General features: G+C 62.2%; 13 protein-coding genes. 9 read left to right on the forward strand and 4 right to left on the reverse strand.

All coding sequences use genetic code 11. The features are described 5' to 3' along the window. Positions 1-52: 52 nt before the first annotated feature. Positions 53-967 carry a nodulation factor ABC transporter ATP-binding protein NodI gene (gene nodI / locus DK391_RS13350; protein WP_109478437.1) on the reverse strand — a complete coding sequence of 305 codons (915 nt, stop codon included), beginning with the start codon at positions 965-967 and terminating at the stop codon, positions 53-55. Between the two features lie 254 nt (positions 968-1,221). Between nodI and DK391_RS13355 the strand changes: the two genes are divergently transcribed. After that, entirely contained in the window at positions 1,222-1,686 is a 465-nt protein-coding gene (locus tag DK391_RS13355; protein WP_109478438.1) for a universal stress protein, read from the forward strand. A 48-nt stretch (positions 1,687-1,734) separates the two neighbouring features. Here the strand turns inward: DK391_RS13355 and DK391_RS13360 are convergent, their stop codons facing one another. The 3 genes from DK391_RS13360 to lexA form a co-directional block, all read right to left on the reverse strand. After that, on the reverse strand, positions 1,735-2,376 hold the full coding sequence (locus DK391_RS13360) for a DUF2939 domain-containing protein (protein ID WP_109478439.1): 642 nt from the start codon (positions 2,374-2,376) through the stop codon (positions 1,735-1,737). Between the two features lie 117 nt (positions 2,377-2,493). After that, entirely contained in the window at positions 2,494-2,838 is a 345-nt protein-coding gene (locus tag DK391_RS13365; protein ID WP_109478440.1) for a hypothetical protein, read from the reverse strand. Between the two features lie 27 nt (positions 2,839-2,865). Further along, positions 2,866-3,516: a transcriptional repressor LexA gene (gene lexA / locus DK391_RS13370; protein WP_109478441.1), complete on the reverse strand. Its 651-nt coding sequence runs from the start codon at positions 3,514-3,516 to the stop codon at positions 2,866-2,868. A 345-nt stretch (positions 3,517-3,861) separates the two neighbouring features. On the opposite strand from lexA, the gene DK391_RS13375 reads away from it, so the two are divergent. The 8 genes from DK391_RS13375 to DK391_RS13410 all read left to right on the forward strand — a co-directional run bounded on the left by DK391_RS13375 (position 3,862) and on the right by DK391_RS13410 (position 11,989). After that, complete coding sequence (locus DK391_RS13375) at positions 3,862-4,920, forward strand: sulfate ABC transporter substrate-binding protein (RefSeq protein ID WP_109478462.1); 1,059 nt, start codon at positions 3,862-3,864, stop codon at positions 4,918-4,920. 105 nt (positions 4,921-5,025) lie between these two features. Further along, on the forward strand, positions 5,026-5,928 hold the full coding sequence (gene cysT / locus DK391_RS13380) for a sulfate ABC transporter permease subunit CysT (RefSeq protein ID WP_109478442.1): 903 nt from the start codon (positions 5,026-5,028) through the stop codon (positions 5,926-5,928). Beyond that, positions 5,925-6,893 (forward strand): sulfate ABC transporter permease subunit CysW, encoded by a 969-nt coding sequence (gene cysW, locus DK391_RS13385; protein ID WP_109478443.1) that lies wholly within the window; start codon positions 5,925-5,927, stop codon positions 6,891-6,893. Before cysT ends, cysW begins: the two co-directional genes overlap by 4 nt. A gap of 15 nt (positions 6,894-6,908) precedes the next feature. Then, on the forward strand, positions 6,909-7,967 hold the full coding sequence (locus tag DK391_RS13390) for a sulfate ABC transporter ATP-binding protein (RefSeq protein ID WP_109478444.1): 1,059 nt from the start codon (positions 6,909-6,911) through the stop codon (positions 7,965-7,967). Between the two features lie 60 nt (positions 7,968-8,027). Beyond that, the gene (locus tag DK391_RS13395; protein ID WP_109478445.1) at positions 8,028-8,954 is read left to right on the forward strand and encodes a CysB family HTH-type transcriptional regulator; all 927 of its coding nucleotides are present in this window, start codon (positions 8,028-8,030) and stop codon (positions 8,952-8,954) included. 110 nt (positions 8,955-9,064) lie between these two features. Further along, positions 9,065-10,087 carry an asparaginase gene (locus DK391_RS13400; protein ID WP_239482810.1) on the forward strand — a complete coding sequence of 341 codons (1,023 nt, stop codon included), beginning with the start codon at positions 9,065-9,067 and terminating at the stop codon, positions 10,085-10,087. A 334-nt stretch (positions 10,088-10,421) separates the two neighbouring features. Beyond that, positions 10,422-11,684 (forward strand): PQQ-dependent sugar dehydrogenase, encoded by a 1,263-nt coding sequence (locus DK391_RS13405; RefSeq protein WP_109478447.1) that lies wholly within the window; start codon positions 10,422-10,424, stop codon positions 11,682-11,684. Between the two features lie 11 nt (positions 11,685-11,695). Then, positions 11,696-11,989, forward strand: a complete 294-nt coding sequence (locus DK391_RS13410) for a cytochrome c (protein ID WP_239482811.1) — start codon at positions 11,696-11,698, stop codon at positions 11,987-11,989. Positions 11,990-12,158: the final 169 nt, after the last annotated feature.

Here is a 12,158-nt window from a genome sequence, read left to right on the forward strand (position 1 = left end):
CGATGTCGTGACCCGATGCGACCGTATGCGGCTCGAAGCTCGCGCAGGTGTGTCAGTCCTGCATCTCGCGGCCCGTTAGCCGCAAGAACACGTCCTCCAGATTCGCCGGGCGATGCAGATACCGCAGGCCAGCGCGTTGCTTCAGGCGCGCATGGATGGGCTGCGGATCGTCGACGTAGCAGAAGAGCGTCTCGCCGCTGATCTCGGTGCGCACCGACAGTGGCGCCAGTTCGTCGCGCAGCGCGACGGGATCGGGACCGAACACCTCGATCACATCGCAACCAATTTCCGAAGCGATCAATTCATTCGGCGCGCCTTCCGCGATCTTGCGTCCTTCTTCGATCACACATAGCCGGTGGCATAAACGCTCGGCTTCTTCCATGAAGTGCGTGGTGAGCAGAATGGTCTTGCCGCGCGCGAGCAGCGAGCGCAGCCGCTCCCAGATCAGATGCCTCGCCTGCGGATCGAGGCCCGTGGTCGGCTCGTCCATGATCAGCACGTCAGGATCGTTGATCAGCGAGCGTGCCAGCGTCAGCCGCCGGTTCATGCCGCCCGACAACTCGCCGCCGCGCGCATCGGCCTTGCTCTCCAGCCGCGCGAATTCGAGCAGTTCGGGCACCTTCGCGCGGCACTGCGCGGCCGACAGGCCGAAGTAGCGGCCGAACACCAGCAGGTTTTCGCGGACGGTGAAATCGGGATCGAGATTGTCGAACTGCGGCACCACGCCGACGCGCGCCCGCGCGAAGCGCGAGCGCACTGGAATCGGTTCGCCGCATAGACGGATGTTGCCCGCGTCAGGCGCGGCGATGCCGAGCAGCATACGTAGCGTGGTCGTCTTGCCCGCGCCATTCGGACCGAGCAGTCCGAAGCATTCGCCTGCGCGCACATGAAACGACAAGCCATCGACGACGATTTTCTCGCCGTAGCGCTTTTCGACCTGATGGAATTCAATTGCAGCTTCGGACATACGAAGAACGATGCTCCCTGAATATGTGCATTGCTGGTGCAAAGGCGAGGCGGCTGCCTATTTTAGGGCATCGTGCGCGCCTTGTTTGGCGGGTCGATACGCGTGGCTGGCCGATCATAGGCACGATCTTGCGCTGCGTCATGCCGTACTGCGCGCTCTACCGCACTTAGCGTTTTCCATCCCTTGCATGTCGAATTGCGGCGCACCATGATGCAAGTGAGACCGCGATGGACGCGGGAATGGGGGGAAGTGAAATGGCGAGCTACAACAAGATCTTGCTGTGCTACGACGGCTCGCGCGAAGGCCGCAAGGCGCTGCGTTGCGGCGCGAATCTGGCGCTCGACCTGGGCGCGGAAACGCATCTGCTGTCCGTGGTCGATATGCGCTCGAGCATTGCGCAAAGCGCAGGCCTGCTAACCGACGTCGCCTGCGGCAGCTTCGAGAAGACGGCGCGTGAAATCCTGCAGGAAGGCGTCGACTGGCTCACCGAGCGCGGCGTGCGGGCGACCGGCCATTTTGCGTTCGGTCATCCCGTAGACGAAATTGCGTCGCTTGCCAACGAAATGCATGTCGATCTGGTGGTGGTCGGGCATCGCTGCCGCACCGGCCTGTCGCGCTGGTGGATGGGCGCGGGCAACACGCCGTTGCTGGACCGCGTGTCGTGCAGCATTCTTGTGGCGTGCTCGTCGGCGGCTGAAGAGGAACAGGCCGCCGCGTGACGATGTGACTTCGGGCAACTGCCAGGCAGCAGTTGCCTGGATGACGCGTCAGCCGTTCAGATCCACGGCTGACAGCTTCCACATGAACAGCCCGTCGCGGTGAAAGATCGCCGAATAGCGTGTGTCGCCGACACCGTGCTGATAAGTCACGACAAATTCGTTGATGCCGCGGTAGCCCGCTGTGGTTTGCGGCGGCTGCGGCGGTGTCTTGCCGGTGTCATGCGAGTCGCCAGATGCGGGCGCGGGCGTCGGCTGCGGACTCGAGTCCGGATTGCCGTTTTGTGCAGCAGGCGGCGGAGGCGGGCGCTCGCCCGGTTCGCCGCGCGGCGGCATGCCATTGAGCAATGCAGCGACGCCATCCGGTGTCGCATACGCATCCACAAGCGGACCAATCAACGCGACACCGATCATCGCGCCGATCGCAGCCAGTGGATTGCCGTTGTGCTGCACGTCGAGCCGGCGCGTCAGCAGCCCGGTGACCTGTTGTTTGAGACTGTCGCGCAGCGCCGGGTAGTCGACGTATTCATTGACCGTTGCAACGTCGCGTGAATCGGCGGCGCGCTTGAGCCTTTCGAGCGCGAGATACGGCGACGCGTACGTATAACCCAACACTGCCACGACGATGATCACGATCAACGCAATCAGAACCGGCCGGCCAATCCGGCCTCTCATGCTTTTCAAACCTGCCATTGTGCGGAATGCTCCGTGTTCAGTATCGGTCAGGAATGGACCCGATCGGCGCTGAAACGATCCCGCAACTTTGCAAGCAAGCGTTTCCGCGCATGACCGCACGCGGCCATGACGGGCTTACGCTGCCTGCTTGGCCAGTTGATCGCCTTGCTCGGCAATCGCGCGATCGATCATGTTGCACACGGCGTCCACGGTGCCGACCATGATCAGCCGCGACGAGCCATGATAGACACGCACGGGCGCACGCCGCGCCGGTTCGGCGTTGAGCGCCGAGTTCAGCGAGACGCGTGCGAACGCGGGTTGAGCGGAAGGCAGCGTCTGGGGTTCTTCATCGAACAGCGAGGCCGTGCGGTCCGCGACATTCGACGCAAGCGCCGTCAGCGAACCACAGGGGACGAGCTCGCGCAGGTGGCGCAGACGACCGAACTGGCGAAAAGGCAGCAAACGGGCAAGGCGTTCCATGAGACTCTCCAGACAGTGTTCAGCTAATTAGAATTCGGTCGGCCGGATCAGCCCGACCGCGATGCCTTCGAGCGCAAATTCCGCGCTGCCGGCCTGAACAAAAATATTTTCGTAATCGGGGTTCTCGGCGATCAGCTCGATGCCGTTAGGCCGGCGCTTCAGGCGCTTCACCGTGACGTCGTCACCCAGACGCGCAATGATGATCTGGCCGTCTTTGGCTTCGCTCTTCTTCTGCACGGCGAGCAGGTCGCCGTCGAAGATGCCCGCGTCACGCATCGACAGACCACGCACCTTCAGCAGGTAATCGGGCTTGCTCGAAAACAGCGACGGGTCGCAGGTGTAGGTCTGCGAGATATGTTCTTGCGCGAGGATTGGGCTACCCGCCGCCACGCGGCCCACCAGCGGCAGCGACAGCTGCATGATGCTGGCGTGCGGCAAGGTGAACTGATGCGGGGAGTCGTCCTGGCCCGCGAGCAGGCGGATGCCGCGCGACGCGCCCGCCGCAAGCTCGATCACGCCCTTACGCGCCAGCGCACGCAGGTGTTCTTCCGCTGAATTGGCCGAGCTGAAGCCCAGTTCGGCGGCGATCTCGGCGCGCGTGGGCGGAAAGCCGGTGCGCTCGATAGCGCGGCGGATCAGATCGAAATCCTGTTGCTGACGTGCGGTGAGTTTGGTCATGGCGCCACTGTATGGATAGACAGGTGACTGTATTTTTATACAGTATTCGGCGCATTTCAAGCTTTACTTTAAGTTCGTCGCGGCGGGTGTCGTCTGAACGCCGAAAGCCGCCGCTGCAATGGCGCGACCGACGCACGTGCGGACACAAACCGTACCTTTACCACTATTGCGTATTAAAAAATGAAGAAACATTATTTTTAATGATGAAGCCCGCCGGATAGACTGGCCTCCACTGATGCAACAACAACGCACACGCAGCGCCAGAGGCGCTTGCCGCTTGCGCAGCAGCGAAAACGCGGCAATCAGCAGAAGACAGGCAGTCACCCCAACAAGACGGAGAAGTCGATGGGTATTCGGATCACGGGGGCGGCAGGAGCACAGCAAACCAGGCGCGGCAGCGCGAAGCGGTTCGTCGCGGCGCTTGCGCTGGGTGCGGCATCGGCGGTGGGCATGATTGCGCAGGCGCATGCCGACACCACGCTGCTGAACGTTTCCTACGATCCGACCCGCGAGCTGTATCAGGACGTCAATCAGGCGTTCGGCAAGGAATGGAAGGCGAAGACGGGCGAGTCGATCACCTTCAAGCAGTCGCACGGCGGCTCGGGCGCGCAGGCTCGCTCGGTGCTCGACGGCCTGCAGGCCGATGTCGTGACGCTCGCGCTGGCCTATGACATCGACGCGCTCGCCAACAAGGGCCTCGTCGACAAGAACTGGCAGAAGCGCCTGCCCGACAACGCATCGCCGTACACGTCGACAATCGTGTTTCTCGTGCGCAAGGGCAACCCGAAGCACATCAAGGATTGGGACGATCTGGTGAAACCGGGCGTGTCGATCGTGACGCCGAATCCGAAGACGTCGGGCGGCGCGCGTTGGAACTACCTCGCAGCGTGGGCGTACGCCGCGCATCTGCCGGGCGGCAACGACCAGAAGGCGAAGGAATTCGTGTCGAAGCTGTACAAGAACGCCGGCGTGCTCGATTCAGGCGCGCGCGGTGCAACCACCAGCTTCGTGCAGCGCGGTATCGGCGATGTGCTGATCGCATGGGAAAACGAAGCGTTCCTGTCGGTGAAGGAGTTCGGCACGGACAAGTTCGAAATCGTGGTGCCGTCGGCGAGCATTCTGGCCGAGCCGCCCGTCGCGGTAGTGGACAAGGTGGTCGACAAGCATGGCACGCGTAAGCTCGCCGACGCTTACCTGAACTTCCTCTATAGCGAAGAGGGCCAGGAAATCGCCGCGAAGAACTTCTACCGTCCGCGTTCGAACAAGGTCCCGGCCGCGCTGACCGAGAAGTTTCCGAAGCTGAAGCTGTACACGGTCGACGATTCGTTCGGCGGCTGGACCAACGCGCAGAAGACGCACTTTGCCGATGGCGGCGTGTTCGATTCGATTTACCAGCCGCAGTGACAGTCACGCGCGGTGAAGTATGAGCAAGGCGCGCCCACGGGCGCGCTTTCGGCAATGGTGCGGCGGCGCGCGCCTTGCAACGCATAACCTGAACGAGCTTTTCGCATGACGACGTTGACCTTTCGCAAGCCAAGCGCGATCCCGGGCTTTGGCCTGACGCTCGGCATCACGGTGGCGTATCTGAGCCTCGTGGTGCTGATCCCGCTCGCGTCCACTTTCCTCAAGACGGCCACGCTCGACTGGAGCCAGTTCGTGCGTGCTGTCTCGTCGCCGCGTGTGCTGGCGTCGTATCGGCTGACGTTTTTTTCGGCGCTCGGCGGCGCGCTGATCAACGCGGTGTTCGGCTTTCTGGTGGCGTGGGTGCTGGTGCGCTACAAGTTTCCATTCAAGCGCATCGTCGATGCCGTGGTCGATCTGCCGTTCGCGCTGCCCACATCGGTGGCGGGTATCTCGCTGGCCGCGATCTATTCGGGCAACGGCTGGGTCGGACAGTTTCTGGAGCCGCTCGGCATCAAGATCGCGTTCACGCCGGCGGGCGTGCTGGTGGCGCTGACGTTCATCGGCTTGCCGTTTGTCGTGCGTACCGTGCAGCCTGTGCTCGAAGAGTTCGAGCGTGAACAGGAAGAGGCGGCTGCGTGCCTTGGCGCGTCGCGCTGGCTGACGTTCCGCCGCGTGGTGTTTCCGGCTGTGTTCCCGGCGCTGCTGACGGGTTTTGCGCTGGCGTTCGCGCGTGCACTGGGCGAATACGGTTCAGTGATCTTTATCGCGGGCAACGTGCCGATGAAGTCCGAAATCACCTCGCTGCTCATCATCACGAAGCTCGAACAGTATGACTATGCGGGCGCGACGGCGCTGGCCGTGGTGATGCTGGTCGTGTCGTTCGTGATGCTGCTGCTGATCAACACATTGCAGTGGTATCTGCAGCGGCGCACGAGTCGCGGGCGTACGGCACCGACGGCTACGCCCGTTGCATCGCAGAATGCAGCGCTGACGGGAGGTGCGCAATGAGCCAGGATTCCGTGCTGCTGTCGCAATCGTCGGCGAAGAACGTCAACGCTGCCCGCGGTCCCGACCCCGTGACAGAACCGCGCGCCGTGCGCTGGATTCTGACGGGCATCGCGCTGCTGTTCCTCGCGCTCTTTCTGGTGTTGCCGCTGGTCGCGGTGTTTTATCAGGCGCTGAGCAAGGGCATTGGTTTCTATTTCGAATCGCTCGCCGATCCCGACGCGTTGTCCGCGATCAAACTCACGCTGCTGACGGCTGTGATTGCCGTGCCGCTGAATCTCGTGTTCGGTCTGGCAGCGTCGTGGTGTATCGCGAAGTTCGAGTTCCGCGGCAAGGCTTTGCTGACGACGCTGATCGACTTGCCGTTCTCGGTTTCGCCCGTGATTTCAGGCCTGATCTACGTGTTGATGTTCGGCGCACAAGGCTGGTTCGGCCCGTGGCTCGCCGATCACAATGTGCAGATCATTTTCGCGGTGCCGGGCATCGTGCTCGCGACGATCTTCGTCACGTTCCCGTTTGTCGCACGCGAACTAATTCCGCTGATGCAGGCGCAAGGCAACGATGAAGAAGAAGCCGCGCACGTGCTGGGCGCGTCGGGCTGGCAGATTTTCCGGCGCGTCACGCTGCCCAATGTGAAATGGGGCCTGCTGTACGGCGTGATTCTGTGTAACGCGCGGGCGATGGGTGAATTTGGCGCGGTGTCGGTGGTGTCGGGCCATATTCGCGGCCAGACGGACACGATGCCGCTGCACGTCGAAATTCTCTATAACGAATACAACTTCTCGGCGGCTTTTGCCGTGGCGTCGGTGCTCGCGTTGCTTGCGCTCGTCACGCTCGGCCTGAAGCTGCTCGCGGAGCGTCACATGTCGGCGGAACTGGCGAGCGCGCGCGATGTGCCCGCGCATGCCGGCCCCGCAAGCAAGCCGTCGGCGCAGACGACCAACACCGCAGCACAATCGGTTCAGTAAGGAGAGTTGTCAAAGATGGGTATCACCGTACGCAATCTGCAAAAACGCTTTGGCGATTTCACCGCGCTCGACAACGTCTCGCTCGACTTTCCGCCGGGCGAACTCGTCGCGCTACTTGGACCTTCGGGCTGTGGCAAGACCACGCTGCTGCGCGTGATCGCGGGTCTCGAATACGCGGACGCCGGCCAGGTCGTACTGCAAGGTCAGGACGTCGCGGAAGTGGGCGCGCGCGAGCGCAACGTCGGCTTCGTGTTCCAGCATTACGCGCTGTTCCGCCACATGACGGTGTTCGAGAACGTCGCGTTCGGGCTGCGCGTGAAGCCGCGCAAGGAGCGTCCGTCGGAAGCCGTGATCCGCGAAAAGGTGCACGAACTGCTCAAGCTCGTGCAACTCGACTGGCTGGCGCAGCGCTATCCGTCGGAACTGTCGGGCGGTCAGCGTCAACGTATCGCACTGGCACGCGCGCTTGCCGTCGAGCCGAAAGTGCTGCTGCTCGACGAACCGTTCGGCGCGCTCGATGCAAAGGTGCGCAAGGAACTGCGTAGCTGGCTGCGTCGCCTGCACGACGATCTGCATATCTCGACGATCTTCGTCACGCATGACCAGGAAGAAGCGCTCGAAGTGGCGGACCGCATCGTCGTGCTGAATCATGGGCATGTCGAGCAGGTGGGCAGTCCGCAAGATGTGTACGATCATCCACAGACGTCGTTCGTGTACGAGTTCCTCGGCGCGGCGCACCGTTTGCATGGCAGCGTGGATGGCCAGGGTTTCGTGGTCGACGGCGCGGCGCAGCCGATTGCGATCGAAGCGGATTTCCAGGGGCCGGCGTTTGCGTATGTGCGTCCGCACGATCTCGTGCTGTATCCGCAGGCGTCTGGGCATCGCGATGGCATCGTGGTCGGCGTACGCCGTGTCGTGCCGCTCGGCGGCTCGGTGCGGGTCGAACTGGAAGGCACGGCAGGGCATGTGCTTGAAGCCGAACTGGACCGCGAAGCATGGCGCGAATTGCAGCTTGGCGTGGGTGACGGTGTGACAGCCGTGCCGCGTGCGTTGCGTGTATTTCCCGCGCATTGAGCGCGGACCGGACAAGACAATCAACAACAAACTTACTCTGGACGAACCGGAGACATCGATATGAATTTCCAGCAGTTGCGCTTCGTGCGCGAAGCCGTGCGGCAGAACATGAACCTGACGGAAGTGGCGAACGTGCTGTACACGTCGCAGTCGGGTGTGTCCAAGCAGATCAAGGATCTCGAAGACGAACTCGGCGTCGATATTTTCATTCGACGCGGCAAGCGCCTGACGGGTCTCACCGAGCCGGGCAAGGCCGTGCATCAGCTGATCGAGCGCATGCTGCTCGATGCGGAAAATCTGCGCCGCGTGGCGCGTCAGTATGCGGATCAGGACAACGGTCACCTCGTCGTCGCGACCACGCACACGCAGGCGCGTTATGCGCTGCCGAAGGTGGTGCGCCAGTTCACCGAGGTTTATCCGAAGGTGCATCTTGCGCTGCGTCAGGGCAACCCGCAGCAGATCGCGCAGATGATCATCAACGGCGAGGCCGATATCGGCATCTCGACGGAAGCGCTCGATCGCTATCCCGACATCGTGACGTTCCCGTGCTACTCGTGGCATCACGTGGTGGTGGTGCCGAAGGGGCATCCCCTCGTCGGGCGCGAGAACCTGACGCTCGAAGAGATCGGGGAATATCCGATCGTGACCTACGATCAGGACTTCACGGGCCGCTCACACATCGACCAGGCGTTCGCGAAGGCGGGCGCGCTGCCCGACGTCGTGCTCACCGCGATCGATGCCGACGTGATCAAGACCTATGTCGAACTCGGCATGGGCATCGGCATCGTCGCGGCGATGGCGTTCGATCCGAAGCGCGACACGGAACTCGTCGCGCTCGATACGCAGCATCTGTTCGAAGCGAGCACGACGCGCGTGGGCTTGCGCAAGGGCGCGTTCTTGCGCGCTTACGCGTATCGACTGATCGAGATGTTTGCGCCGCAGTTGCATGAGGCGGATATCGCGAGCCAGTTGCGCGAAGCGGCTTGATGATGGCTGTTTGACGGGTTGGCGGGTTGGCTGTCTGGCACGCGCGTTCCGGATAGAGGCTCGCGTTTTCATCGATGGCGGCAGCGCGTGCATCGCTTACAATCGCCGCCATGAATACTTCCACTTCTTCTTCCGCATCGCGCGCGTTGCCGCGCATCGCCGTGCTCGCGACGGGCGGCACCATCGCTGGCGCGGCGCCCGATGCAACCAATACGTCGGGTTATCAGGCTGGCGTGGTCGGCGTCGGGCAATTGCTTGCTGCCGTGCCGTCGCTGGCAGGTGTCGCGAACGTGCAGGCCGAGCAGGTCGCGAGCGTCGACAGCAAGGACATGGCGCTCGCGCTGTGGACCACGCTTGCACAACGCATCAACACGCTGCTGGCCGCCGATGATGTCGACGGCGTGGTCGTCACGCACGGCACCGACACGCTCGAAGAAACCGCTTATCTGCTGCACCTGACCGTCAAGAGCGACAAGCCCGTCGTGCTGACGGCGGCGATGCGGCCGTCGTCGGCGCTGTCTGCCGATGGTCCGCTGAATCTGCTGAATGCGGTGATCGTCGCGGGCAGTGCGAACGCCAAAGGGCAGGGCGTGCTGGTCGCCTTCAACAATCGCATTCATAGCGCGCGCGACGTCGTCAAAACGAGCACCTACGCTGTCGATGCATTCCAGTCGCCTGAAATTGGCGCGCTTGGCTGGGTGCAGGACGGACGCGTCGAGCTTCAGCGCAGCGGCGTGCGGCCCCATACGGCAGCCACGCCATTTTCGGCCGATGCAGCCTGGCCTGTCGTCGAAGTGGTGACGAGTTATGCGGGCGTGTCGCGCGTTGCTGTCGATGCGCTCGTCGCGGCGGGCGTGCAGGGCATCGTCGTGGCAGGCACGGGCAACGGCTCGATTCATGCAACCGTGCAGGCCGCGCTCGCGGAAGCGGCAGCGAAAGGCGTGGCGATCGTGCGCTCGTCGCGGGTGGGTTCGGGGCACGTGATGCGCAATGGTGCAGCCGCCGACGATGCACTCGGCTTCGTCACCGCAGGCGCGCTCAACCCATACAAGGCGCGCGTGCTGCTGATGCTCGCACTGGCGGCAGGTCACACCACGCCGGTTGCATTGCAGCAAGTCTTCGACACGTACTGATCCCTTCCTTTTCCCGCAACGGCGCGATGGTTCCTCGCGGATATATCGCGCCGTGTCATCTCATCCCTCTTCATCGACGCTGCTGCGCGGAATATCGCGCGGCTGCCATTCGTTCCGACGTTTGACTGAACATCGTCTATAACAGTCAATAGCCGGACGATTGACGTTGCGTTCGCAATGCGTCAGACAGGCTTTCAGAAAGCATCGCATACGGGTTCCGTTGTACCTGCAACGGCTTGCGATGTCATCGGCTTGCACCAAACACGTTCATGTCTTTCCAGTACCAGACGTTGCAGGTCCAACAAACCGCATCAGAATGACAGGAGACACCTCGATGAACGCATCCCTGAAGCTTTTGCCGCTTGCCGGCGGCGCGGCGCTCGCGGTGCTGCCCGCCGCTTACGCCGCGCAGGACAACGTCCAGACGCTGTCCAACTTCAAGACGACAGGCAACACCAAACCCGCCGAAACGGTGCCGCAGACGGGCACGCGTGCCGATGCGCTGCGTGAGAACCTGAAGGCGATCAAGCTGCCGCCCGGCTTCAAGATCGAGCTATACGCCGTGGTGCCGGAAGCGCGCGCGATGGCGATCGAGCCGTCGACGGGTGTGGTGTTCGTCGGTACGCGCAAGGATCGCGTCTGGCAGGTGACGGACCGCACCAAGCGGCGGGTCGCCGACGACGTGGTGCAGTTCGCGAGTTCCGTGACCTTCAAGGTGCCCAACGGCGTGTGCTTCTCGCCGGACGGCGTGTTGTATATCGTCGAGCAGAATCGTGTGCTGGCATTCCCGGCTGCGCAGTTCTTCGGCGAGGGCGGCCCGGACGTGGCCGCCGCTGTGGTCGTGCCGCAGGGCAAGCTGATCCCGACGCAGTTCGAGAGCTTCAATCACGGCGCGCGCTATTGCCGCGTCGGACCTGACAAGAAGCTGTATATCGCGCTTGGACAGCCCTGGAACGTACCGCCGAAGGACAAACTCGCCGAACTCGATAAGAACGGCCTGGCCGGCATTATCCGGATGGATCAGAACGGCAAGAACCGTGAGATCTATGCACATGGCGTGCGCAATTCAGTGGGCCTCGATTTCAATCCGAAGGACAAGTCGCTGTGGTTCACCGACAACCAGGTGGACGGCATGGGTGACGACATTCCGCCGGGCGAGCTGAATCATGCGACCAAGATCGGCGCGAACTATGGGTTCCCGTGGTACGGCGGCGGTCATGTGCGCACCGACGATTACAAGGACCAGACGCCGCCTGCGGGCGTGGTGTTCCCGGTGGTCGAGTATCCGGCGCATGCAGCGGACCTCGGCATGTCGTTCTATTCGGGCAAGATGTTCCCGGAGAAGTATCAGGGTGGCATCTTCGACGCGGAGCATGGTTCGTGGAATCGCACGAAGCCGATCGGTGCGCGCATCATGTTCACGCCTGTCAAGGATGATGGCTCGGTCGGGGAGACCGAAGTATTTGCTGAAGGCTGGTTGACGCCGAACGGCGAGTACATGGGACGTCCTGTCGATGTGCAGCAGTTGCAGGATGGCTCGCTGCTCGTATCCGACGACTACGCTGGCGCTATTTACCGGATCTCTTATTCGAAATGATGCGACTTTTTATGCTGGTCGTGGCTGCCGTTGTTTCTGCAGGGTTCGCCTGCGAGGCGATGGCAGCCGATGCCGCCACGGGACGCGCGAAGGCCATTCAATGCCAGGCATGTCATGGGATGGATGGCGTCGCCAAGATTCCTGAGGCGCCCAATCTCGCTGGGCAGAATGAGGATTATCTCGTCAAGGCGGTGAAGGATTTTAGATCCGGGGCCCGGCAGAACGAGATGATGTCGGTGGTGGCTAAGCCTTTATCGGATGATGATATTGCTAATCTGGCGGCTTTTTATCATAGCCTTAAGTGATGGTTTTTTTCTCTCTGCGAGGGCTAGTGGTTTGGATTCGCTTTTGCTTTTGCTTTTGCTTTTGCTGGCGTCCGCGATTTGTTACTGGTACTTCATGCGTCGCCCCTGTGCGGGGCAGCACCTACTTTTCTTTGCCGCGGCAAAGAAAAGTAGGCAAAAGAAAGCCGCT

Origin of the sequence: Paraburkholderia sp. C35, assembly GCF_003121405.1 — a bacterium.
GTDB lineage: Bacteria > Pseudomonadota > Gammaproteobacteria > Burkholderiales > Burkholderiaceae > Paraburkholderia.

What these genes read in the sequence shown, in the direction of transcription:
- DK391_RS13405 (WP_109478447.1), top strand. Translation starts at nt 10,422, where the DNA reads ATGAACGCATCCCTGAAGCTTTTGCCGCTTGCCGGCGGCGCGGCGCTC.
- nodI (WP_109478437.1), bottom strand. Translation starts at nt 967, where the DNA reads ATGTCCGAAGCTGCAATTGAATTCCATCAGGTCGAAAAGCGCTACGGC.
- cysW (WP_109478443.1), top strand. Translation starts at nt 5,925, where the DNA reads ATGAGCCAGGATTCCGTGCTGCTGTCGCAATCGTCGGCGAAGAACGTC.
- cysT (WP_109478442.1), top strand. Translation starts at nt 5,026, where the DNA reads ATGACGACGTTGACCTTTCGCAAGCCAAGCGCGATCCCGGGCTTTGGC.
- DK391_RS13365 (WP_109478440.1), bottom strand. Translation starts at nt 2,838, where the DNA reads ATGGAACGCCTTGCCCGTTTGCTGCCTTTTCGCCAGTTCGGTCGTCTG.
- lexA (WP_109478441.1), bottom strand. Translation starts at nt 3,516, where the DNA reads ATGACCAAACTCACCGCACGTCAGCAACAGGATTTCGATCTGATCCGC.
- DK391_RS13390 (WP_109478444.1), top strand. Translation starts at nt 6,909, where the DNA reads ATGGGTATCACCGTACGCAATCTGCAAAAACGCTTTGGCGATTTCACC.
- DK391_RS13410 (WP_239482811.1), top strand. Translation starts at nt 11,696, where the DNA reads ATGCTGGTCGTGGCTGCCGTTGTTTCTGCAGGGTTCGCCTGCGAGGCG.
- DK391_RS13360 (WP_109478439.1), bottom strand. Translation starts at nt 2,376, where the DNA reads ATGGCAGGTTTGAAAAGCATGAGAGGCCGGATTGGCCGGCCGGTTCTG.
- DK391_RS13375 (WP_109478462.1), top strand. Translation starts at nt 3,862, where the DNA reads ATGGGTATTCGGATCACGGGGGCGGCAGGAGCACAGCAAACCAGGCGC.
- DK391_RS13355 (WP_109478438.1), top strand. Translation starts at nt 1,222, where the DNA reads ATGGCGAGCTACAACAAGATCTTGCTGTGCTACGACGGCTCGCGCGAA.
- DK391_RS13395 (WP_109478445.1), top strand. Translation starts at nt 8,028, where the DNA reads ATGAATTTCCAGCAGTTGCGCTTCGTGCGCGAAGCCGTGCGGCAGAAC.
- DK391_RS13400 (WP_239482810.1), top strand. Translation starts at nt 9,065, where the DNA reads ATGAATACTTCCACTTCTTCTTCCGCATCGCGCGCGTTGCCGCGCATC.